This is a genomic window from Polaribacter sp. KT 15 (genome assembly GCF_900143115.1).
Lineage (GTDB): Bacteria > Bacteroidota > Bacteroidia > Flavobacteriales > Flavobacteriaceae > Polaribacter > Polaribacter marinaquae.
On record NZ_LT670850.1, the window covers coordinates 1,632,075 to 1,652,624 of the forward strand.

The 20,550-nt window shown below is 29.9% G+C and carries 24 protein-coding genes; 16 read left to right on the forward strand and 8 right to left on the reverse strand.

The features are described 5' to 3' along the window. The first annotated feature begins 53 nt into the window (after positions 1–53). A complete protein-coding gene (locus tag B5464_RS07385) occupies positions 54–1,028 on the forward strand; it encodes an acyl transferase (RefSeq protein WP_079737851.1) in 975 nt (324 codons plus the stop codon). Between the two features lie 19 nt (positions 1,029–1,047). Here the strand turns inward: B5464_RS07385 and B5464_RS07390 are convergent, their stop codons facing one another. Further along, positions 1,048–1,389, reverse strand: coding sequence for a helix-turn-helix domain-containing protein (locus tag B5464_RS07390; RefSeq protein WP_077810746.1), 342 nt, complete (start codon positions 1,387–1,389; stop codon positions 1,048–1,050). Positions 1,390–1,633: 244 nt separating this feature from the next. Here B5464_RS07390 and nfsB point away from each other — a divergent pair, with 244 nt between their 5' ends. The 7 genes from nfsB to B5464_RS07425 all read left to right on the forward strand — a co-directional run bounded on the left by nfsB (position 1,634) and on the right by B5464_RS07425 (position 8,377). Next, positions 1,634–2,293 carry an oxygen-insensitive NAD(P)H nitroreductase gene (gene nfsB, locus B5464_RS07395; protein WP_079737852.1) on the forward strand — a complete coding sequence of 220 codons (660 nt, stop codon included), beginning with the start codon at positions 1,634–1,636 and terminating at the stop codon, positions 2,291–2,293. A 27-nt stretch (positions 2,294–2,320) separates the two neighbouring features. Beyond that, positions 2,321–3,160 carry a DUF4437 domain-containing protein gene (locus B5464_RS07400; protein ID WP_079737853.1) on the forward strand — a complete coding sequence of 280 codons (840 nt, stop codon included), beginning with the start codon at positions 2,321–2,323 and terminating at the stop codon, positions 3,158–3,160. 171 nt (positions 3,161–3,331) lie between these two features. Continuing rightward, positions 3,332–4,294, forward strand: a complete 963-nt coding sequence (locus tag B5464_RS07405; RefSeq protein WP_079737854.1) for a 2OG-Fe(II) oxygenase — start codon at positions 3,332–3,334, stop codon at positions 4,292–4,294. Between the two features lie 24 nt (positions 4,295–4,318). Continuing rightward, positions 4,319–5,119, forward strand: coding sequence for an SDR family NAD(P)-dependent oxidoreductase (locus tag B5464_RS07410; RefSeq protein WP_079737855.1), 801 nt, complete (start codon positions 4,319–4,321; stop codon positions 5,117–5,119). A 118-nt stretch (positions 5,120–5,237) separates the two neighbouring features. Next, the gene (locus tag B5464_RS07415; protein WP_077810748.1) at positions 5,238–5,861 is read left to right on the forward strand and encodes a MarC family protein; all 624 of its coding nucleotides are present in this window, start codon (positions 5,238–5,240) and stop codon (positions 5,859–5,861) included. Positions 5,862–5,890: 29 nt separating this feature from the next. Then, positions 5,891–6,487: an NAD(P)H-dependent oxidoreductase gene (locus tag B5464_RS07420; RefSeq protein ID WP_079737856.1), complete on the forward strand. Its 597-nt coding sequence runs from the start codon at positions 5,891–5,893 to the stop codon at positions 6,485–6,487. A 3-nt stretch (positions 6,488–6,490) separates the two neighbouring features. Continuing rightward, complete coding sequence (locus B5464_RS07425) at positions 6,491–8,377, forward strand: monovalent cation:proton antiporter-2 (CPA2) family protein (protein ID WP_079737857.1); 1,887 nt, start codon at positions 6,491–6,493, stop codon at positions 8,375–8,377. A gap of 37 nt (positions 8,378–8,414) precedes the next feature. Here the strand turns inward: B5464_RS07425 and B5464_RS07430 are convergent, their stop codons facing one another. Next, on the reverse strand, positions 8,415–9,215 hold the full coding sequence (locus B5464_RS07430) for a DUF6503 family protein (protein WP_079737858.1): 801 nt from the start codon (positions 9,213–9,215) through the stop codon (positions 8,415–8,417). 86 nt (positions 9,216–9,301) lie between these two features. On the opposite strand from B5464_RS07430, the gene B5464_RS07435 reads away from it, so the two are divergent. The 5 genes from B5464_RS07435 (at position 9,302) to B5464_RS07455 (ending at position 12,041) form a co-directional block, all read left to right on the forward strand. After that, a complete protein-coding gene (locus B5464_RS07435) occupies positions 9,302–9,862 on the forward strand; it encodes a TetR/AcrR family transcriptional regulator (protein ID WP_079737859.1) in 561 nt (186 codons plus the stop codon). Positions 9,863–9,925: 63 nt separating this feature from the next. Next, a complete protein-coding gene (locus B5464_RS07440) occupies positions 9,926–10,477 on the forward strand; it encodes a carboxymuconolactone decarboxylase family protein (protein WP_079737860.1) in 552 nt (183 codons plus the stop codon). 80 nt (positions 10,478–10,557) lie between these two features. Further along, the gene (locus B5464_RS07445; protein ID WP_079737861.1) at positions 10,558–10,872 is read left to right on the forward strand and encodes an EthD family reductase; all 315 of its coding nucleotides are present in this window, start codon (positions 10,558–10,560) and stop codon (positions 10,870–10,872) included. A gap of 3 nt (positions 10,873–10,875) precedes the next feature. Next, complete coding sequence (locus B5464_RS07450; protein WP_079737862.1) at positions 10,876–11,523, forward strand: DsbA family oxidoreductase; 648 nt, start codon at positions 10,876–10,878, stop codon at positions 11,521–11,523. Between the two features lie 77 nt (positions 11,524–11,600). Continuing rightward, on the forward strand, positions 11,601–12,041 hold the full coding sequence (locus B5464_RS07455; RefSeq protein WP_079737863.1) for a YHS domain-containing (seleno)protein: 441 nt from the start codon (positions 11,601–11,603) through the stop codon (positions 12,039–12,041). Positions 12,042–12,140: 99 nt separating this feature from the next. Here B5464_RS07455 and tyrS read toward each other — a convergent pair whose 3' ends face one another. After that, the gene (gene tyrS / locus B5464_RS07460; protein ID WP_079737864.1) at positions 12,141–13,433 is read right to left on the reverse strand and encodes a tyrosine--tRNA ligase; all 1,293 of its coding nucleotides are present in this window, start codon (positions 13,431–13,433) and stop codon (positions 12,141–12,143) included. A gap of 62 nt (positions 13,434–13,495) precedes the next feature. Between tyrS and B5464_RS07465 the strand changes: the two genes are divergently transcribed. Then, positions 13,496–14,494, forward strand: a complete 999-nt coding sequence (locus B5464_RS07465; protein WP_079737865.1) for an SDR family oxidoreductase — start codon at positions 13,496–13,498, stop codon at positions 14,492–14,494. 3 nt (positions 14,495–14,497) lie between these two features. On the opposite strand, the gene B5464_RS07470 is transcribed toward B5464_RS07465, so the two are convergent. Genes B5464_RS07470 through B5464_RS07485 form a run of 4 tightly spaced genes read right to left on the reverse strand, consistent with a single transcriptional unit; the run spans position 14,498 to position 17,520 of the window. After that, complete coding sequence (locus B5464_RS07470) at positions 14,498–14,980, reverse strand: DUF4296 domain-containing protein (protein ID WP_079737866.1); 483 nt, start codon at positions 14,978–14,980, stop codon at positions 14,498–14,500. A 2-nt stretch (positions 14,981–14,982) separates the two neighbouring features. Continuing rightward, positions 14,983–16,323: a dihydroorotase gene (locus B5464_RS07475; RefSeq protein ID WP_079737867.1), complete on the reverse strand. Its 1,341-nt coding sequence runs from the start codon at positions 16,321–16,323 to the stop codon at positions 14,983–14,985. Positions 16,324–16,329: 6 nt separating this feature from the next. Further along, positions 16,330–16,791, reverse strand: coding sequence for a GNAT family N-acetyltransferase (locus tag B5464_RS07480; protein WP_079737868.1), 462 nt, complete (start codon positions 16,789–16,791; stop codon positions 16,330–16,332). 6 nt (positions 16,792–16,797) lie between these two features. Next, positions 16,798–17,520, reverse strand: a complete 723-nt coding sequence (locus B5464_RS07485) for a polyprenol monophosphomannose synthase (protein ID WP_079737869.1) — start codon at positions 17,518–17,520, stop codon at positions 16,798–16,800. Positions 17,521–17,654: 134 nt separating this feature from the next. Here B5464_RS07485 and B5464_RS07490 point away from each other — a divergent pair, with 134 nt between their 5' ends. Then, on the forward strand, positions 17,655–18,242 hold the full coding sequence (locus B5464_RS07490; protein ID WP_231963674.1) for a DUF4271 domain-containing protein: 588 nt from the start codon (positions 17,655–17,657) through the stop codon (positions 18,240–18,242). A gap of 18 nt (positions 18,243–18,260) precedes the next feature. Further along, positions 18,261–19,007 carry a uroporphyrinogen-III synthase gene (locus B5464_RS07495; RefSeq protein WP_077810764.1) on the forward strand — a complete coding sequence of 249 codons (747 nt, stop codon included), beginning with the start codon at positions 18,261–18,263 and terminating at the stop codon, positions 19,005–19,007. Positions 19,008–19,082: 75 nt separating this feature from the next. On the opposite strand, the gene radA is transcribed toward B5464_RS07495, so the two are convergent. After that, the gene (radA, locus tag B5464_RS07500; protein WP_079737871.1) at positions 19,083–20,444 is read right to left on the reverse strand and encodes a DNA repair protein RadA; all 1,362 of its coding nucleotides are present in this window, start codon (positions 20,442–20,444) and stop codon (positions 19,083–19,085) included. Positions 20,445–20,550 lie beyond the last annotated feature (106 nt).

The following is a 20,550-nucleotide window of genomic DNA, read 5'->3' on the forward strand; positions in this document are numbered from 1 at the left end:
GAGAAGTAATAATTCATAAACGTATTCTTTAAATCTTATTTTTGCAATAAGTTATGACAGACAAGATTTTTAACATACATACAGCAGAAGAGCTTAACCAAGTTGCTTTAGAGGTTTTTAAACATCAATTTAAAAATAATAGAGTTTACAGATCTTTTTGCGATTTATTATACATTCACCCATCAGATATTTCTAAAGTAGAAGAGATTCCTTTTTTACCAATTCAGTTTTTTAAAAGTAAAAAGGTAATTGCAAGTTTAGATGAAGTTGATACTGTTTTTACAAGTTCTGGTACAACAGGTAGCATTACAAGTAAGCATTATGTTACAGATTTGAATCTTTATAAAGAAAGTTATTTAAAAGGATTTGATTATTTCTACGGAAATATAGAAGATTATACAGTACTCGCATTATTGCCAAACTATTTAGAAAGAACAGGTTCTTCTTTGGTTTTTATGGTTGATGATTTAATTAAAAAATCGAAAAAAACAGAAAGTGGTTTTTACCTAAATAATTTAGAAGAACTGGCAAAAAAGCTTAAAGAATTAGATGCTAAAGGCGAAAAAGTACTTTTAATTGGGGTTTCTTTTGCTTTGTTAGATTTGATTGATTTACATCAATTCGAATTAAATAATACCATTGTTATGGAAACCGGTGGAATGAAAGGAAGGAGAAAAGAATTGGTTAGAGAAGAATTGCATAAAATTTTAAAATCTGGTTTTGGTGTTGATGAAATTCATTCAGAATACGGAATGACAGAATTACTAAGTCAGGGATATTCTAAAGGAAACGGAATTTTTAATACACCGCCATGGATGCAAATTTTAACAAGAGATACAGAAGACGCTTTAAGTATTAATTCGCATGGTAAAAATGGCGGAATTAATGTTATTGATTTAGCCAATTATAACTCTTGTTCTTTTATTGCTACGCAAGACCTTGGTAAAGTCTATACAGATAATTCTTTCGAAATTATAGGGCGTTTCGACAATTCGGATATTAGAGGTTGTAATTTAATGGTATTGTAGTAATGAGATTGAATAAAGCCTAACTAATTTTTTTATAATTTTCTACAGCATAATTTCCCCAATCTGCTATAGATTGTACAACAGGTATTAAACTTTTACCAAAATCTGTTAAAGAATATTCTACTTTTAAAGGCGGTTTAGAAGTGTAAACTTTACGTTTAACTAAGCCATCTTCTTCTAAAGTTTTTAATTGTAAGCTTAATGTACGTTCTGTAACCGATGGCATTTCTTTTCGTAATTCGTTATAACGAAGTGTCTTTTCTCTTAAATGAAATAGAATAACTGTTTTCCATTTTCCACCAATAAACCCCATTGTTAAACTCGCACAACAAGGATATTCTTTACCATTTAATTTATACATATTAGCTTTTATTGAATTTTTATGCAAAGGTAGTATACTATCATTAATTATACAACTATACTTTTTATAGTAAATTTAACATTCGTCTAAATGTATTGATATTGTTGTGTTTAGGTGGTTTTTTGTTGAAATAATTTGTACTATCATTTTCGACCGTTATTGTGTGTTTTAGATTCTCTAATTACTTTTGCACTATACTTTTTATAGTATAATTAAAAAATCAACATAATTAAAATATATACAAATGAATTTAACTGAAACATTAAACTGGAGATACACAACTAAAGAATTTGACTCAACAAAAAAAATATCTGAAGCAGATATGGCAGAAGTCAAAAATTTATTAAGAATGAGCCCATCGAGTGTAAACTTGCAACCTTGGCATTTTATAGTTGCAGAAACTACAGAAGGTAAAGCACGTATTGCAAAAGGAACTCAAGGTTTCTTTCATTTTAATGAACCTAAAGTAACTAATGCATCAGCAGTTGTATTATTCTGTTCTAAAATTGATGCAGATGATGCTTATTACCAACATATTGCAGATACTGAAGATAAGAATGGTAGATTTCCAAATGAAGATATAAAAAACGGATTTTTAGGAGCTGTTAAAGCGTTTGCTGGGATTCACAAATACGATTTAAAAGACCAACAACACTGGATGGAAAAACAAGTTTACTTAAACATAGGAAGCTTTTTATTAGGTGTTGCTAGTTTAGGTATTGATGCAACTCCAATGGAAGGTATTGATGTAAAAGCATTAGATGAAGAATTTGGTTTAAGAGAAAAAGGTTTTACTGCTTTAGTTGCTGTTTCTATAGGTTACAGAGCAGATTCTGATTTTAATTCAACAGATAAAACACCAAAATCTAGATTGCCAGAAAGTGAGTTATTCACTGAAATATAATTCGTATTTCTCCTGAAATTTAATGTCATGAAAAAAAATATTTTAATCACATTCGCATTAGTAATAGGTTTTTATGCAAACGCGCAAACACCAACAACAGACAATATTAAGTCTATAAACGAAGTAGTAACTGCAGAAACTGTAGAATGGGGTTGGTTAAATCCGTTGCGAGGCGATAAAAGTCCAGCAGCAGGAAAACTTTGGGGAGACAGAACCAAAAATGAACCAGCAGGTTTTTTAGTGAAATTTAATAAAGGATTTTCTTCGCCACCACACATTCATAATATCACATATCGCGGAGTGGTAATTAAAGGTTTATTGCATAATGATGATGAAAATGCAGAAAAACAATGGCTACCTGCAGGATCTTATTGGCAACAACCAGCAGGAGAAGCACACATGACTGCAGCAGATGGTGAGGAAAACATGGCTTTTTTAGATATACAAGAAGGACCATATTTGGTAAAGCCAACATCCGAAGCTTTTGATAATGGAGAAAGACCTGTTAATGTTGATAAAACAAATTTAGTTTGGTTAAATGCCGATGATATTGAATGGATTTCAGAAAAAAGTAATGTAGAAACTGCCTTTTTATGGGGAAGCCACGAAAAAAATCGATTACGTGCTTCTTTAATAAAATTACCTGCTGGTTTTAAAGGAAAAATTAAAAATTTAAGTCCGAATTTTAGAGCTGTAGTTATTTCTGGTCGAATTTCACATCAGTTTTCTAAAAAAGAAGATAAAAAGGAATTAAACGCACCATCTTATTTCGGAGCAGCAGAAAATGCAACTTCAATTATTTCAGCAGAAATAGAAACGGTGCTTTATATTAGAAGTAACGGAAATTATAAAGTGATTTCAAAATAACTTTTAATTTTAAAATATAATTAAACCCCAAGTATCGATTAATATTAGACGAAGCCACCAAATATTTAATATTATGTGTGGCTTTTTCAATTCATAATGTAATTTGATTATAAAAGTTAAATGCAGAAACTAGTAGTTATCGATATTCAAAAAAGAATCTAAAAATTAGATATGAAAACAATAACAAATACCAATGCACTAGAACAAGCACGTGCACTTACGCAACCAACTCGTGAGGCTTCATTAAATCGTGAACCTTCAGTATCACAGTTTTGGAATAATTATAGAAAATTACTGGAAGAAGCATGGGCAACTTGGGAAATGGAAAACAAAGACAATTTACTAATTCCTGATGAAACATTACTTGATTCAAAATTGCGAAAAGCAATAAATGACGCTTGGGAAAACCCAGAAAAAGAAAACGCTGTTGCCGATTTATGGGAAGAAATTATTCCGGGTGTTTATGTTGCACAGTTTTTTGATGTGGAACGCTTAGCGGAATTCCGTAAGTATTTAGAAGACGTAGTAAATTCTGAAATTCCTAAGCGTGCACCATATGGAATACAATTAAATCGTTATGGAATGATGTTAGATGAACGTTCAGAAGGTCATTTAGCAGCACCAAGTTTCCAAGCCTTTTATAACGACATGATGGATCGTTTTATGCGTCCAATTGCACGTTTATTACTTGGTACTTATGGTTACGATAATCAAACTTTTGGTTTTTCAATTCAATATAATCCAGATAAGGATAAAGATTTACATGCACACACAGATGCTTCAGCAGCTACTTTAAATATTAATATTAACTTACCTGAAGAGGTATTTACAGGATCTGAAGTTGATTTCTATGATAAAGCTTCCGGAAAAACAGTGCAAACTATTTTTGAACCAGGAAAAGCAATTATTCACAGAGGTAATGTGCCACATGCTACACATCCTATTACTAGCGGACAACGAAGTAATTTGGTAGTTTGGTTATACGGAGATCGAATGCAAGTGCCAAGAGGAAGTACAAGTAGTTATGGTAATGTAAATAACTTAACGTCAGAGAATGTAACATCAGAAAATATTTCAGCTGGTGAACGTTGGAGCGTGCCAAAAGGAACTAAAGATACGTTTGCGCCATTTTAAAAATTATTAAAAAAATAATAGAATATGAATATATTAATCACAGGAAGCACAGACGGTATAGGAAAACTTACTGCTTTAAAACTAGCCAAAGAAGGCCATGAAGTATATGTTCACGGAAGAAACAAAGCTAAAGTAGATAGTGTTATTTCCGAAATTAAAAATGCTTCAAACAACAAAAATATAAAAGGATTTGTTGCCGATTTTTCAGATTTAAATGCTGTAAAACAACTTGCGGAACAAATTAAAAATGAAGTATCAAGTTTAGATGTTTTAATTAATAATGCAGGTATTTTTAAAGCACCTTTACAAAAAACAAAAGACGGATTAGATATTAGAATGTCTGTTAATTATTTAGCGCCTTATATTTTAACGGAATCTATTGTATCTATTTTAGAAAAAGGATCAGAAACAAGAATTGTCAATTTAAGTTCTGCTGCACAATCAACTGTTAAAAAAGGGATTCTTACAGGAGCTGTTTCTATTAATGCAAGCGATGCTTACGCACAAAGCAAATTAGCTTTAACCATGTGGAGTTTTCATTTTGCAAAACAACATCCAAATATCACTACAATTGCTGTTAATCCAGGGTCGTTACTAAATACCAAAATGGCGAAAGAAGCTTATGGGCAACATTGGTCTCCAGCAGAAAAAGGTGTAGATATTTTATATGATTTAGCAACTTCTAATGCTTATAAAGACGCTACAGGAAAATATTTTGATAACGATAAAGGCGAAACAATTGGGCGTTTTTCACCTGCACATCCAGATGCTTATGATGAAGTTAAAATATCAGAATTATTAGAAATAACTAATCGCATTATATAATCGTGTTTTAAAAAATCTTATTGTACATTTATCTAAAGATAATTTTCGTGATTCTGCAAATTATCAATAAAAGATATAAGGGTAATCAAGATCCTTTAAAAAAATAAATTTATATTAAATGGATAACTTAATTACGTTTGCAATTACAGTATTTACAGGCTTTTTTGCGATTACAAATCCTATTTCTAACATGACGGTATTTTTGTCGTTAACAGAAGGCGCAGATAAAAAAACAAAAAGAGATATTAATAAACGAGCAAATATTATTGCGTTTATTATTGTTACTGTTTTTATCCTTTTAGGAAAATATATTTTCGAATTATTTAATATTAGTATTCCGGCTTTTAAAATTACTGGCGGAATTTTAATATTCTTTATTGGTTTTGAGATGTTACAGTCTAAAAAATCGAATGTTAAGAGTATAAAAAATGTAAATATTGATGAAAATATTGCGGTTTCTCCTTTAGCAATTCCTATTCTTGCTGGTCCTGGAACAATTGTAACCGCTATGAATTTTGTTTCTAATGCAGCACCTTTACAGTTATTTATGGTAATTGCTATCTTTGGTTCTATGAGTTTATTAACTTATTTTACATTTAGAATTAGCGATTTAATTGTAAAAATTGTTGGTAATAATATCATTTCTGTAATTGGTAAAATTATGGGGTTAATTATTGCAATTATTGGTACCGGAATGATTATACAAGGAATTAAAATATCTTTCGATTTAATTTCTAATTAGGCTTTAAACGTTACAAAAACGTATCAAAAATGAAAAAAGTTTTAGTACTATTTTCTCACCCAAACTACGAGAAATCTAGAGTAAACAAGGTTTTAATAAATCATATTAAAGATATAGAAAACGTAACAGTACATGATTTGTATGAAGAATATCCAGATTTTCATATTGATGTAAAATTTGAAAAAGAACTTTTAAATAAGCACGATGTTATAATATGGCATCATCCCTTTTATTGGTATAGTTGCCCGCCATTAATGAAACAATGGATTGATATGGTTCTCGAGTTTAATTGGGCTTATGGGCCAGAAGGAAAAGCGTTGCACAATAAAATTTGTTTAAACGTTATTACAACTGGTGGTTCTAAAGAAGTCTACTGTTCTGAAGGATACAATAGTTTTACCGTAGCACAATTTTTAAGACCTTTTGAGCAAACTGCAAATTTATGCGGAATGAATTATTTACCGCCGTTTGCAGTTATGGGAACTCACAATCTTTCTGATGAAAAATTAGAAAACTATAAATTAAACTACGGAAAACTGATAGATTTATTAAAGTCTGATGTTTTATTAAATAATGTAGAACAAACGTCATTTATAAATGATTATCCGCAACTTAAAAACGAGTAAAAAATGACAGGAAGTTTACTTTTTGAAGCTATAATGTTTTTGCTTGGAGCCATTATTTGTGTCTCTATCGCTAAGCGATTAGGACTAAGCTCTGTGATTGGTTACTTATTGGCAGGTGTTTTAATAGGACCATATGTTTTAGGTTTTATTGGAGAGGAAGGCGAGGATATACTTCATTTTGCAGAATTTGGTGTTGTAATGATGCTGTTTTTAATTGGTTTAGAAATAGAACCCAAAAACTTCTGGAAAATGCGTAAAACCATTTTAGGAATGGGCGGAATACAAGTTGCTGCTACAATGTTACTTTCTTACTTGTTATTTACTTTTCTTGGTTTCGATTGGAAAGTTTCTTTAGTAATTTCTATGGCAGTAGCACTTTCTTCTACAGCAATTGCAATGCAAACAATTAAAGAAAAAGGTTTAATGGATACCAATTTTGGTACTTCTGCATTTTCTATATTGTTATTTCAAGATATTATTGTAATATTTATGTTGGGTTTTATACCGCTACTTTCTACTTCAGCATCAACAAAAACTACAAATACGCATTCAGAATCTTCTAGTTTACTAGAAAGTTTACCAATAGGTTTTCAAACTTTGGCAATCATTTTATCTGTTGTTTTAATTATAGTAGTTGGTAATTATTTGGTGGTGCCAATGTTAAGAAAAGTTGCAAAAACTGGCGTAAGAGAGTTGTTAATTGCTGCGGCTTTGTTAATTGTATTCGGAATCTCATTTTTAATGGAGTTTGTTGGTATAAGTCCGGCTTTAGGTGCTTTTTTAGGTGGAGTTGTTCTTTCTAATAGTGAGTTTAAACACGAGCTAGAAAGTACATTAGAACCCTTTAAAAACTTACTTTTAGGGCTGTTTTTTATGGCTGTAGGTGCTTCAATTAATTTTATTGTTATTGCTAAAAGCCCTTTTACTATTGGTGGAGTTCTAATTGCAATTATTGTAATGAAAGGGTTGGTTTTATATATTACTGGTTCTATTTTCAAGTTAAAATTAGATCAAAAATTATTATTAACGTTTAGTTTGGCGCAAGTTGGTGAATTTGCATTTGTGTTACTGTCTTTTGCGTTTGGTCTAAATATTTTAGAGCAAGAACAAATGGATATGCTACTTGTAATTACAGCATTAAGTATGGCAATAACGCCAATAATTAGCATTGTGAATGAGCGCTTTATTTTACCAAAAGTAGGTACAAAAGAATCTGTAAAAAGACCTATGGATCATATTGCGAAATCTCAAAAAATAATTTTAGTTGGTTTTGGGCATTTTGGAAGTACAATTGGAAGATTTTTAAGATCTCATGGTGTAGAAGCTACTATTTTAGATCACGATTCTAATCGTGTAGATTTTCTAAGGAAAATGGGTTTCGAAGTGTATTATGGCGATGCTACAAGAGAAGATTTATTAGAATCTGCAGGTATTGCAGAAGCAAAAATTATTATTTGTGCTACCAATAAAATTAGTGTTTCGAAAGCAATTAGTAAAATTGTAAAAGAGAAATATCCGCAAGTAGAATTAATGATTCGTACTAAAAATAGATACGATGCATACGAGCTTTTAAACAACGGAGAACAAAATATTTATAGAGAATCTTTAGAAACATCTTTAGTTTTGGCAAAAGATGTTTTAAGTAAAATGGGTTTTAGAAAATATACATTAAATAGGCAGGTTCAAAACTTTATTAAATACGATGTAGAAAGTCTTAGACGGTTAGCTACAGAAACGAAGCGAGAAGATGATTATATTTTTAAAGCTAGAAAGGAATTAGAACAGCAAGAAAAATTTTTAAATGAAGATTTTAAAAGAGGAATTGTAGAGTTTGATAATCATTGGGATAGTGAGCATATTAGAGAAATTTTAAACAAGTCTAAAAAATAATAAAACCGCATAGATTTTTATCTATGCGGTTTCTATTTTAATTTAAATAGTTACCGTTTTCTGTTTTTTTAAACATTTTTAAATCAAATGCTTTTTCAGATAGTTTTACATCTTTAAATATGTTGGTTCCTTTTGGTTTAATTGGTTTATCATTTTTAAAAGTATAGCCAATAATAGATTTTGGTAGTATTAAGCCATTTACATTTTGCCAATCTTTATATCTTCTAAAATGTAATTCTTTCTTGTCGATTCCTTCAACAAAATTAACAGTATAACCAAGCCACTCCATATTAAAAGTTGTTGCATTATAATATAAAACATATCTGTCTTCTGGTGTTTCACCAACACCATTATTATATGTTATTTCAATTCCTGGGTAAGTTTTTCCTTCAAATACTAAAGGTTCTGCATCTTTATAATTAATACCATCATCAGCTAAAATAAAAGGCATCGCATAAAAATAAAACATCAAATTATAGCCATAAATAGGATCATATCCTTTGTATTTTTCTTTTGACTTATTTTTTAACCAGACTTTAGATCCGTCAAAACCAATTGTACTTTTTTTGTTTGTTAATAAAGCTTCTCTGCTTTTTAAATTGGTTGCAATTACTTCATCTCCGTTTTTAGTTTCCATTGTAAAAACAAGAGACTTCATTTTTTGCCAGTTTTCTATACCTCCATGAGCATCAAAAATATCTAATAAATTCTTCGGATATTTTAAAGCTGTGTTTTTTTCAATTTTAATTGTTTCTGTCTTAGGCTCTGTCGCTTTTTTTTCTTCTTTACAAGAAATAAAAATTAGTGTTATAAGACATAAATAGATAATGTTTTTCATAAAAAAAGGTATTAAAGGTGTTGCAAAAGTATGAAAGATTTTTTTATATCAAAGCATTTGCTTAGTTTTGTGGTCTATTATTTAAAATGGCAAGAAAAAAACAATATAACGAGCAAGTAGTTATAGAAAAAGCAATGGCTTTATTCTGGCGAAATGGCTATGAAAATACCTCTGTTAGAATGTTAGAAAAAGAAATGGGAATTAATCAATTTTCTATTTATGCTAGTTTTGGTAATAAACAAGGTGTTTTTTTAGAGAGTATAAAATGTTATCGAAAACAAATTAGACAGATTACAGACATTTTAGAAAATGGTAAAAACGGAATTAAAGATATTAAAGACTATTTTTTTAATTTTTTAGAATTCTCTAAAGAAAACGCATGCTACAAAGGTTGTTTGGTAACAAATACTGTTAGTGAATTAAAAAGTGAAGAAAACCCTTTAATAATGAAAGAGTTATTGTTTTTTTCGAATGAAATAAAACAATTGTTTGTAAGAAGTTTAAAACAAAACGACTACGAAGAGGTGTTAATTGATAAGAAAGCAAATTTTCTTATGAATAGCCTTTTAGGTTTATCGATAGCATCTAAAGTATACAACACAAAAGAATTAGAAGAAATTATAGAAATGACTTTTTTAAATAATTAGTTTTTTTTTGAACATAAACTAAGCGACTGCTTAGAAATATAAATAGTAAATAAAAGTAAAATTATGACAACATTAAAAATACACAACATCGAATCTGCACCTGCAGATGCAAAGCCTTTATTAGAAAACTCTCAAAAAGCATACGGAATGATACCTGGTTTACATGGCGTTTTAGCAGGTTCTCCTCAAATATTACAGGCTTACCAAACGTTACACGAGTTATTTACACAATCATCTTTTAACGAAGAAGAACTTACAGTAGTTTGGCAAGCAATTAATGTAGAGCATTCATGTCATTATTGTGTACCAGCGCATACAGGAATCGCAAAAATGATGAAAGTTGATGAAAACATTACAGAGGCATTACGTAACGAAACTCCTTTAGAAAGTTCTAAATTAGAAGCATTACGTACAATGACTTTAGCAATTGTAAAGAACAGAGGTAATGTTACTCAAGCAGATTTAGATGCTTTTTATGCAGCAGGTTACCAAGAGAAGCATGTTTTAGATATTATTTTAGGGTTATCTCAAAAGACAATTAGTAACTATACAAACCATATTGCAAATACACCTGTAGATGTAGCTTTCGAAAAATTTGCTTGGTCAAAAAAGTAAACTCTAATTTTTTAGTGTAAAATTATAACTGTAAACCTTCTGTATCTTTGCAGAAGGTTTCTTTTTAAAAAATAGTAAAAATGATTAAAGTATCAGTAATGTATCCAAATGTAAAAGATGTTCGTTTTGATGCAACATATTATAAAAATTCGCATTTACCAATGGTAATTAAAGCTTTAGGAAACGCTTTAAAAGGTATTGAATTAGACTTAGGATTAGCAGGAAGAAATCCTGAAGAAAAGGCGCCTTATGTAGCAATTGCACATTTAAAATTTGATAGTATTGCAAGCTTTAAAGAATCTTTTGGTCCGCATGCAAAAATGTTTGCAGAAGATGTAAAAAATTACAGTAATGTACAGGGAGAACTTCAAATAAGTGAATTAATAACATTTTAGAAAATGACAAATAAATTAAAAATAGATATTGTATCAGACGTAGTTTGCCCTTGGTGCACAATTGGCTATAAACGATTAGAAAAAGCAATTGAAGAATTAGGTGTTAAAGATCAAATAGAAATAGAATGGCAACCATTTGAGTTAAATCCGAATATGCCAAAAGAAGGTCAGAATGTAGTAGAACATATTACAGAAAAATATGGTTCTACAATAGAGCAACAAAACGAGTCTAAACGCAACATGACAGAAATAGGCGCAGATTTAGGGTTTAAGTTTGATTATTTTGATGATATGAGAATGGTAAACACTTTTGATGCTCATGTTTTATTAGAATATGCCAAAGATTTTGATAAACAAACCGAGTTAAAAATGACTTTAACGAAAGCCTTTTTTAGTGATAGAAAAGATGTTTCAGAAAAAGAAATTTTAAAAGAAGCGCTTTTAGAGGTTGGTTTAAATGCTGATGAAGGATTGGCTAAATTAGATGATGAAAAAGCTAGGTTAGAAGTTAGAAATAAACAAAATTATTGGAAAAACTTAGGTGTAAATTCTGTGCCAACAATTGTTTTTGATAGAAAAAGTGCAGTTACAGGTGCGCAACCTATTGCTACTTTTAAGCAAGTTTTAACCGAACTGATTAAAGAAAAATAAGTTTTAGATAATTTATTTAACAAATCTTTAATGTAATTAAAAACACTCTATCTCGACTTAGTATAGAAACCAATTCGATGAGAAATTTAATAACATTTTTAGTACTTGCTTTTTCTGCAACTATTTTTGCACAAGATTATAATTTAAAAAAAGGATATGTTGCAGAGGGTTATGATGTTGTAGCTTATTTTAGTAATAAAGCAGAAAAAGGAGATAAAAAATATACAGCAAATTACGACGGAGTAAAGTTTAAGTTTTCATCTCAAGAAAATTTAGATATTTTTAAAAATGCGCCAGAAAATTACGTACCGCAATATGGAGGTTATTGTGCATACGCTATTGGTGTTAAAGCCGAAAAAGTCTCTATAGACCCAGAAACTTTTGAAATTAGAGATAAAAAACTATACTTATTTTATAATTCTTGGGGAACAAATACGTTAAAATTATGGAAGAAGGAAGGTGTTGATGAACTTAAAATAAAAGCCGATAAAAACTGGAAAAAAATAACTAAAAAATAAGTGATAGTCGAAAGCAGTCTTGGGGGAGATTGTGAATGTTGTTGAAAAAAGAAGAGCTGAATCATAAATTCAGCTCTTCTTTGTTTTTTTAAGTAATAACTAATCTACTTTTAGTAAATAGTAAGTTTTTTTACCTCTTTGTAATAACACATATTTATTTGCAATTAAGTCTTCTTTAGAAATTGTAAAGTCTTCTTTAACCTTTTCTTTATTTACAGAAATTGCATTTTCTTTTAAAGCTCTTCTTGCGTCTCCGTTAGATTTTAAAAAGTTTGTTTTTGCAGATAAAGCAGCAATCATATCTAATCCTTCTGAAACATCCTCTACAGAAACAGTTGCTTGTGGTACACCATCAAAAACATCTAAAAACGTTTGTTCGTCTAAAGATTTTAAATCATCTGCATTCGATTTTCCGAATAAGATATTAGAAGCAGCAATTGCTTTTTCATAATTTTCTTTTCCGTGAACTAATGTGGTAACTTCTTCTCCTAAACGTTTTTGTAAAACACGTACATGAGGCGCTTCTTTATGTTCTTCAATTAAAGAATTAATAGTTTCTTCATCTAAAAAAGTAAAGATTTTAATATACTTTTCTGCATCTTCATCAGAAGTATTTAACCAATATTGGTAAAATTTATAAGCAGAAGTTCTTTTAGCATCTAACCAAACATTGCCACCTTCAGATTTTCCGAATTTAGAACCATCAGATTTTGTAATTAACGGACATGTAATTGCATATCCTTTTCCGTTTCCAATTCTTCGAATTAATTCTGTACCTGTAGTAATATTTCCCCATTGATCAGAACCACCCATTTGAATAGTAGTTGCGTTTTCTCTAAATAAATGCAAGAAATCATAACCTTGTACCATTTGATAAGTAAACTCTGTAAAAGACATACCGTCTTTAGACTCAGAACTAATTCTGTTTTTTACAGAATCCTTAGCCATCATGTAGTTAACAGTAATATGCTTACCAATATCTCTAATAAAATCTAAGAAAGATATATCTTTCATCCAATCGTAGTTATTCACCAAGATTGCAGCATTTTTTGCATCAGATTCAAAATCTAAAAAATGGCCTAATTGTCCTTTTACACATTCTTGATTATGACGCAATGTTTTTTCATCTAACAAATTACGTTCTGCAGATTTTCCTGAAGGATCTCCAATCATACCAGTTGCACCACCAACCAAAGCAATAGGTCTGTGTCCACATCTTTGATAATGAGCAAGCAACATAATTGGTACTAAATTACCAATATGTAAAGAATCTGCAGTTGGATCAAAACCAACATAAGCACTTCTCATTTCTTCTAGTAAATGTTCTTCAGTTCCTGGCATGCTGTCGTGCAACATTCCTCTCCATTTTAATTCTTCAATAAAATTCTTCATTGTATTCTGTTTATCAGTTAGCAAATATAACTTTATCGAACAAAATATACTAAATTAGCAGTATGATTTTAGTAACCGGAGGAACAGGTTTAGTTGGTGCACATTTGTTATATCATTTAATTAAAAATGATGAAAAAATACGTGCAATTTATAGATCTGAAGAAAAAATTAAAGCTGTAGAAAAAGTTTTTTATTATTACACAGATGACACTTCTTTAATTACTAAAATAGATTGGTTTAAGGCAGATATTACAGAGGTTCCGGCAATGATACCTGCATTTAAAAACATCGAAAAAGTTTATCATTGTGCTGCATTTATTTCTTTTAATCCGAAAGATTATAGAGAAATGAGAAAGGTTAATATACATGGTACTGCTATAATTGTAAACCTTGCAATAGATGCTAAGGTTAAAAAAATGTGTTTTGTGGGTTCTATTGCTTCTGTAGGTGATGCATTAAACGGACAATTAATTACAGAAGAAAACGAATGGAATAAAGAAGAAGACAATAGCGGTTATTCGATTACTAAGTTTGGCGCAGAAATGGAAGTTTGGCGAGCAAGCCAAGAAGGTGTAGAGGTTGTTATTGTAAATCCGGGAGTAATTTTAGGAAGCGGATTTTGGTTTGCTGGTTCCGGTAAATTATTTAGCCAAGTGTATAACGGATTTAAATATTTTACAGAAGGTATTACAGGGTTTATTGGTGTAAAAGATGTTGTAAAAACAATGATGTTTTTAATGGATTCTAATATTAAAAATGAACGCTTTATATTGGTGTCAGAAAACAAAACTTACAAAGAAGTTTTCTTTTTAATTGCAGATGCTTTTGGTAAAAAAAGACCATCAATTAAAATAAAAAGATGGCAAACAAGTTTACTTTGGCGATTTGCATCTTTCTTATCGTTTTTCACAAAAAAAGAACCTTTATTAAGTAAATACTCGGCAAAATCTGCACACGAAGTTTCTAAATATTCATCAGAAAAAATAAATAAAGTACTAAATTTTAACTTTGATAAAGTAGATGAGGTAATTGATAATGTTGTAAAAAACTACACGAAGTAAACTTTACTCTCGTGTTATAATTTCGTCTAAAACTTTACCGGTTGCTAAAGTGTCTAACTTACCTACTAACTTTAAGCTGTCTAATCTTTTTTGCTTGTCTCTAATTCTGTCTAAAGAATCTTTTCTTATAGAGTCTAGTTTTGTTTTAAGGTCTTTATAAACAGTATTTCTAGCTTCGATATTTTCTACCGCATCTTCTAATATTTTTTGATACAAATCGATTTTAGACATGTAATAATAATTGCTTTTATCAAAACGTGTACTATCAATTTTAAACTTGTTGTAAACAAGCGGCATATAATTGATGTTTTTTTCTGAATTTTTATTTTTAATGAATTTTGCACTTGTGGCAATCATCATTTCTTGTAATAAAAGACTCATAGTATCTTTAGGAATAAGATCTTTAGGTTTCTCGAAAATAGTATTACTATTACAAGAAACTAAAACTAAAACTAAAAATATAAGAATATAGCTAGCGTTTCTCATGCTTATCTATTAAAAGTAATTCGTTTTCCTTTAATAGTATCATTAAAAGCACCTTCATTATACATTAAATTACCATTTACAAACGTATGTGTAATTGTAGATGAAAAAGTTGTACCTTCAAAAGGAGACCAACCACATTTGTATAAAATGTTTTCTTTAGAAACAGTTTGCGGTTTATTTGCATCAATTAAAACTAAATCGGCATAAAAACCTTCTTTTATAAACCCTCTTTTTTCAATTTGAAATAACTTAGCAGGATTGTGGCTCATTTTTTCTACTGCTTTTTCAATAGAAATTACACCTTCTTTTACTTTTTCTAGAATTGCAGTAACAGCATGTTGCACTAAAGGGCCGCCACTTGGTGCTTTTGTATAAACATTATCTTTTTCTTCTAATGTATGTGGTGCATGGTCGGTTGCTAGAACATCAATTCTGTCGTCTAACAAAGCTTTCCATAAACCTTGTCTGTCGTTTTCTGTTTTTACAGCCGGATTCCATTTTATATGTGTTCCTTTTTCTTCGTAATCTTTATCAGAAAACCATAAATGATGAATACAAACTTCTGCTGTAATTTGCTTTTCTTCTAAAGGAATGTCGTTTCTAAAAAGTTCGGTTTCTTTAGCAGTAGAAAGATGAAAAATATGCAATCTAGCACCTGTTTTCTTTGCTAATTCTATGGCTTTAGATGAAGATAAATAGCAAGCTTCTTCACTTCTAATAATTGGATGAAATTTTACAGGAATATCATCGCCATATTTATCTTTATATTCTTGTGTGTTTTTTCTGATAGTTGCCTCGTCTTCACAATGTACAGAAATAATCATTTTTGTTGATGAAAAAATCTTTTCTAAAACAGCCTCGTTATCTACCAACATATTTCCGGTAGAAGAACCTAAAAACAATTTTATTCCGGCAACTTGTTTAGGATCGGTTTTTAACAATTCATCTAAATTATCGTTAGTACCACCAAACATAAAAGAGTAATTTGCATAAGAATCGTTGGCGGCAATTTTAAATTTATCCTCTAATAATTCTTGTGTTGTTGCCTGCGGTACGGTGTTTGGCATTTCTATAAAAGTTGTAATTCCGCCAGCAACTGCAGCCCTACTTTCTGTGGCAATATTTGCTTTGTGTGTTAAACCGGGTTCTCTAAAATGTACTTGATCATCAATAAAACCAGGAATTAAATATTTGCCATCAGCATTAATAACGGTAACATTTTCAGGAGCTTTAATTTCTGTAGAAATTTCTTTTATAATTTCATTTTCAATTAAAACATCACCTTTAAAAGTTTTGTTTTCGTTAACTATTGTTGCGTTTTTTATTAATGTTGATTTTGCCATTTTTACTTATATTTCTGTTCTCATATTAACCAAACTTTTGGTAAAACCAAAACGTTCGTATGCTTTTATTGCTGCTGTATTATTACTGTAAACATCTAACCTTAATTCGTTAGTGTTATTTTCTTTTGCCCATTTTTTTAAATCTGTCAAAAGTAGACTACTTATTTTTTGACCTCTATATTTTTCTTTTACAAATATAAAACCAATATAGCCATGTGTAGAATTTTTATGATATACTTTTGATTTTTCTAATCTTACATAACCAGATGCTACAGGAATATTATTTATTGTAGCTATCAATAATTGTGTGTTTTCATCAGAAATTAATTCTGGAATATTGTAGTAAAATAATTTACCTTCTGCTAAAAAAGGATTTAAAGATCTTTCTGCTTTAATAACGCCTTGTTCAAATTCTAATAAGATTTGTAAGTCGTTTAAATTTGCAGGCCTTATAGAAACTTGATTCATTGTAATTTATTTTGGTAAACCTTTAATTCTCATTTTTATAACACCAAAAAGAGCTTCCGAAATTATGTTTCCGCTCATTTTAGAAGCGCCTAAATCTCTATCAGTAAAAATTACAGAAACTTCTTTAATTTTAAACTTGTGTTTCCATGCTTTAAATTTCATTTCTATTTGAAAAGCGTAGCCAACAAATTTAATTTTATCTAAATTTATAGTTTCTAATACTTTACGTTGCCAACATACAAAACCTGCAGTTGTGTCAAAAACCGGAATTCTAGTTATAAAACGAACGTATTTAGAGGCAAAGTAAGAAAGTAGAAGCCTTTTCATATCCCAATTTACTACGTTTACTTGGTTGTTTACATACCTAGAGCCTACAGAAACATTACCTTGGTTGGTAAAACATGCATTATATAAACGAACTAAATCTTTTGGATTGTGAGAAAAATCGGCATCCATTTCGATGATAAAATCATACTTTTTAGCCAATGCCCATTTAAAACCATGAATATAAGCTGTACCCAAACCATTTTTGCCTTTTCTGTTTTCTATAAAAAGTTGATTAGGAAATTCTTTAATTAAATTTGTTACAATTGTAGAAGTACCATCTGGAGAGTTGTCATCTACAACTAAAACATGAAACTTTTTTTCTTGATTAAATACCGCTCTAATAATGGCTTCTATGTTCTCTTTTTCGTTGTAAGTTGGTATGATAACAAGACAATCTGACATATATGAAATTTCATGTGGTAAGAATGCAAATATACATTTTTTAATTACTAATTTTGTGTTAATATCTTATAAGAAAGAAAGTGCAAGCAGTCGAAAAAATATCAGAAAATACAAGTTGGATTCCCATAGTTTTGGTGTTTCTATTTTCGTTGATAGCGGCATTAAAAATTATAGATTATGTAAAGCTTAGAGGCTATGTGTTTGCAATGTTTAATAAAGGTTTTGTAGAGGACGAAGCCGAAGAAGATACTTCTATATTTAGTTCTTTTTACAGTCTTATTTTTCTTTTTTTTATTACAGTTTTATCTTTGGCCTTACATTTTATTGTCTCGAAAAATCACGCAACATTTGCAAACAATTTTGGTTCTTTTCTAAAGTTTTTCTTGATTGTTTTATGTTACTTTTCTGCTAAGAGAGTGCTAGAAAATGCCATTGCTAGTTTGTTTTTAATGAAAAAACATGTGCGATACTACATAGTTTCTAAATTTAGTTACCAATATTCTTTAAGTTTTATACTATTAATTGGTTATATTGTATTTCAATTCAGCCCCTTAAATCCTGAGAATTTTATATATTTCTCTTTAATCTTATATGTTTTTAGATTTATATTTCTTGTTAGAAATAACAAAAACCTGATTTTTAGCGAGTTGTTTTATTTTATTTTGTACATTTGCGCCTTCGAAATAGCACCGTTATTAACACTGTTTAAATTGATGCTTTAATTTAAAAAACGAAAGCGTATGAAAGTGAAAACGATATTAGTATCGCAACCTGCACCTAAGACAGAAACTTCCCCATATTTTGACTTGTCTGATAAACAAAAAGTAAAGATTGATTTTAGATCTTTTATTCATGTTGAAGGAATTCCTGTTAAAGAAGTTAGAAACCAAAAAATAGACTTTAAAGATTTTTCTGCAATAATTTTAACGAGTAGAAATGCCGTAGATTATTTCTTTAAAATTGCTGAAGAAATGCGTTTTAAAGTGCCAGATGATATGAAATATTTCTGTCAATCTGAAGCAGTTGCTTATTATTTACAAAAGTATGTAGTATACAGAAAACGTAAAATTTATGTTGGTAACAGAACTTTTCCTGATTTAATTAAGTTAATTAAGAAACATAAAACAGAAAACTTTTTATTACCATCTTCTGATAAATTAAAGCCATTAGTGCCGCAAGAATTAGATAAAATTGGTGTAAAATGGAAACGTTTAGATTTATATAGAACAGTTGTAAGTGATTTATCTGATTTAGAGAATGTATTTTACGATGTTTTAGTGTTTTTTAGTCCTTCTGGTATAGAATCTTTATTACAAAATTTTCCAGATTTTAAACAAAACAACACAAGAATCGCAGCCTTTGGTAACTCTACAGTAAGAGCAGTAACAGAAGCTGGTTTTAAATGTGATATAGAAGCACCGTCTCCAGAAACACCTTCTATGACGATGGCTTTAGATAAATATATTAAAAGTGTTAACAAAAAGTAAAACACTATATTTTAAATTAATAAAAAAAAACCAAGCAAATTTGCTTGGTTTTTTTGTGTTTGTTATTATTTCGAATTAAGCAAATAAAGTAGCAAATGCCTCTTCTATTTTACCAACTAAAACAAGTCTTATAGAATGGTTTTTAGAAGAAATTTTATTGTACTTAGAAGCAACAAGTGTTTTGTAACCCAATTTTTCTGCTTCGGTAATTCTTTGATCTATTTTAGAAACCGGTCTTATTTCTCCGGCCAAACCAACTTCTGCAGCAAAACATACATTTGGATTAATGGCTATGTCTTGATTACTCGATAAAATTGCCGCTACAACAGCCAAATCTATTGCAGGATCATCTACATTTATTCCGCCAGTAATATTTAAAAAAACATCTTTTGCACCTAATTTAAAACCTGCTCTTTTTTCCAGAACAGCCAAAATCATGTGTAAACGTTTTAGATTATAACCGGTGGTAGATCTTTGCGGAGTTCCATATACTGCTGTAGAAACTAAAGCCTGAATTTCTATCATTAACGGTCTAATTCCTTCTAAGGTTGATGCAATTGCGGTTCCGCTTAAATCTGCATCTTTTTTCGAAATTAGTATTTCAGACGGATTTGAGATTTCTCTTAAGCCGTTAGAAAGCATTTCGTAAATACCTAGTTCTGATGTTGAACCAAATCTGTTTTTTTGACTTCTTAATATTCTATAAGTATGATTTCTGTCTCCTTCAAATTGTAAAACAACATCTACCATGTGTTCTAAAATTTTTGGTCCTGCAATGTTTCCTTCTTTGTTAATATGACCAATTAATAAAACAGGAGTAGCGGTTTCTTTTGCAAACTTTATCAATTCTGCAGAGGTTTCTCTTATTTGAGAAATTGTACCTGGTGATGCTTCTATAGAGTTTGTATGCAATGTTTGTATAGAATCTATAACCAAAACATCTGGCATAGTTTCTTCTATGTTTTTAAAAATTTGTTGTGTGCTTGTTTCTGTTAGAATTAGACAATTAGAATTTTTTGCATCTAATCTTTCTGCTCTCATTTTTATTTGAGATTGACTTTCTTCACCAGAAACATACAATACTTTTTGACTAATATTTAAAGCAACCTGTAGTAATAATGTAGATTTACCAATACCAGGTTCTCCGCCTAAAAGTGTTACAGATCCTTTTACCAATCCGCCACCTAAAACAGTATCTAACTCGTTGTTATTGGTAACTACTCTTTCTTCTGGATTTAGAACAATATCTGCAATTTTTAAAGGTTTGTTAACTGTTTGTTTTGCAGTTGTAGATTGTTTCCAAACATGTTTTTCTTCTTTTTGAATAACTTCTTCTACAATGGTGTTCCATTCTTTACAAGCGCCACATTGCCCAACCCATTTTGCGTGTTGTGTGCCACAGTTTTGACAGAAAAAAGTTGTTTTGGTTTTAGCCATTTAATTTTTTTGATTAAAAGTATTAAACAAGTAAAGTTACAAAGTAAAATTAATTTATAACAGCTATTTTAGTTGTGTAATTAGTAACCAAATAGTTGCGTTAGCG

What these genes read in the sequence shown, in the direction of transcription:
- B5464_RS07495 (WP_077810764.1), top strand. Translation starts at nt 18,261, where the DNA reads ATGAAAGTGAAAACGATATTAGTATCGCAACCTGCACCTAAGACAGAA.
- B5464_RS07435 (WP_079737859.1), top strand. Translation starts at nt 9,302, where the DNA reads ATGGCAAGAAAAAAACAATATAACGAGCAAGTAGTTATAGAAAAAGCA.
- nfsB (WP_079737852.1), top strand. Translation starts at nt 1,634, where the DNA reads ATGAATTTAACTGAAACATTAAACTGGAGATACACAACTAAAGAATTT.
- B5464_RS07475 (WP_079737867.1), bottom strand. Translation starts at nt 16,323, where the DNA reads ATGGCAAAATCAACATTAATAAAAAACGCAACAATAGTTAACGAAAAC.
- B5464_RS07390 (WP_077810746.1), bottom strand. Translation starts at nt 1,389, where the DNA reads ATGTATAAATTAAATGGTAAAGAATATCCTTGTTGTGCGAGTTTAACA.
- B5464_RS07425 (WP_079737857.1), top strand. Translation starts at nt 6,491, where the DNA reads ATGACAGGAAGTTTACTTTTTGAAGCTATAATGTTTTTGCTTGGAGCC.
- B5464_RS07420 (WP_079737856.1), top strand. Translation starts at nt 5,891, where the DNA reads ATGAAAAAAGTTTTAGTACTATTTTCTCACCCAAACTACGAGAAATCT.
- B5464_RS07410 (WP_079737855.1), top strand. Translation starts at nt 4,319, where the DNA reads ATGAATATATTAATCACAGGAAGCACAGACGGTATAGGAAAACTTACT.
- B5464_RS07445 (WP_079737861.1), top strand. Translation starts at nt 10,558, where the DNA reads ATGATTAAAGTATCAGTAATGTATCCAAATGTAAAAGATGTTCGTTTT.
- radA (WP_079737871.1), bottom strand. Translation starts at nt 20,444, where the DNA reads ATGGCTAAAACCAAAACAACTTTTTTCTGTCAAAACTGTGGCACACAA.
- tyrS (WP_079737864.1), bottom strand. Translation starts at nt 13,433, where the DNA reads ATGAAGAATTTTATTGAAGAATTAAAATGGAGAGGAATGTTGCACGAC.
- B5464_RS07440 (WP_079737860.1), top strand. Translation starts at nt 9,926, where the DNA reads ATGACAACATTAAAAATACACAACATCGAATCTGCACCTGCAGATGCA.
- B5464_RS07405 (WP_079737854.1), top strand. Translation starts at nt 3,332, where the DNA reads ATGAAAACAATAACAAATACCAATGCACTAGAACAAGCACGTGCACTT.
- B5464_RS07450 (WP_079737862.1), top strand. Translation starts at nt 10,876, where the DNA reads ATGACAAATAAATTAAAAATAGATATTGTATCAGACGTAGTTTGCCCT.
- B5464_RS07455 (WP_079737863.1), top strand. Translation starts at nt 11,601, where the DNA reads ATGAGAAATTTAATAACATTTTTAGTACTTGCTTTTTCTGCAACTATT.
- B5464_RS07470 (WP_079737866.1), bottom strand. Translation starts at nt 14,980, where the DNA reads ATGAGAAACGCTAGCTATATTCTTATATTTTTAGTTTTAGTTTTAGTT.
- B5464_RS07430 (WP_079737858.1), bottom strand. Translation starts at nt 9,215, where the DNA reads ATGAAAAACATTATCTATTTATGTCTTATAACACTAATTTTTATTTCT.
- B5464_RS07385 (WP_079737851.1), top strand. Translation starts at nt 54, where the DNA reads ATGACAGACAAGATTTTTAACATACATACAGCAGAAGAGCTTAACCAA.
- B5464_RS07485 (WP_079737869.1), bottom strand. Translation starts at nt 17,520, where the DNA reads ATGTCAGATTGTCTTGTTATCATACCAACTTACAACGAAAAAGAGAAC.
- B5464_RS07400 (WP_079737853.1), top strand. Translation starts at nt 2,321, where the DNA reads ATGAAAAAAAATATTTTAATCACATTCGCATTAGTAATAGGTTTTTAT.
- B5464_RS07415 (WP_077810748.1), top strand. Translation starts at nt 5,238, where the DNA reads ATGGATAACTTAATTACGTTTGCAATTACAGTATTTACAGGCTTTTTT.
- B5464_RS07480 (WP_079737868.1), bottom strand. Translation starts at nt 16,791, where the DNA reads ATGAATCAAGTTTCTATAAGGCCTGCAAATTTAAACGACTTACAAATC.
- B5464_RS07465 (WP_079737865.1), top strand. Translation starts at nt 13,496, where the DNA reads ATGATTTTAGTAACCGGAGGAACAGGTTTAGTTGGTGCACATTTGTTA.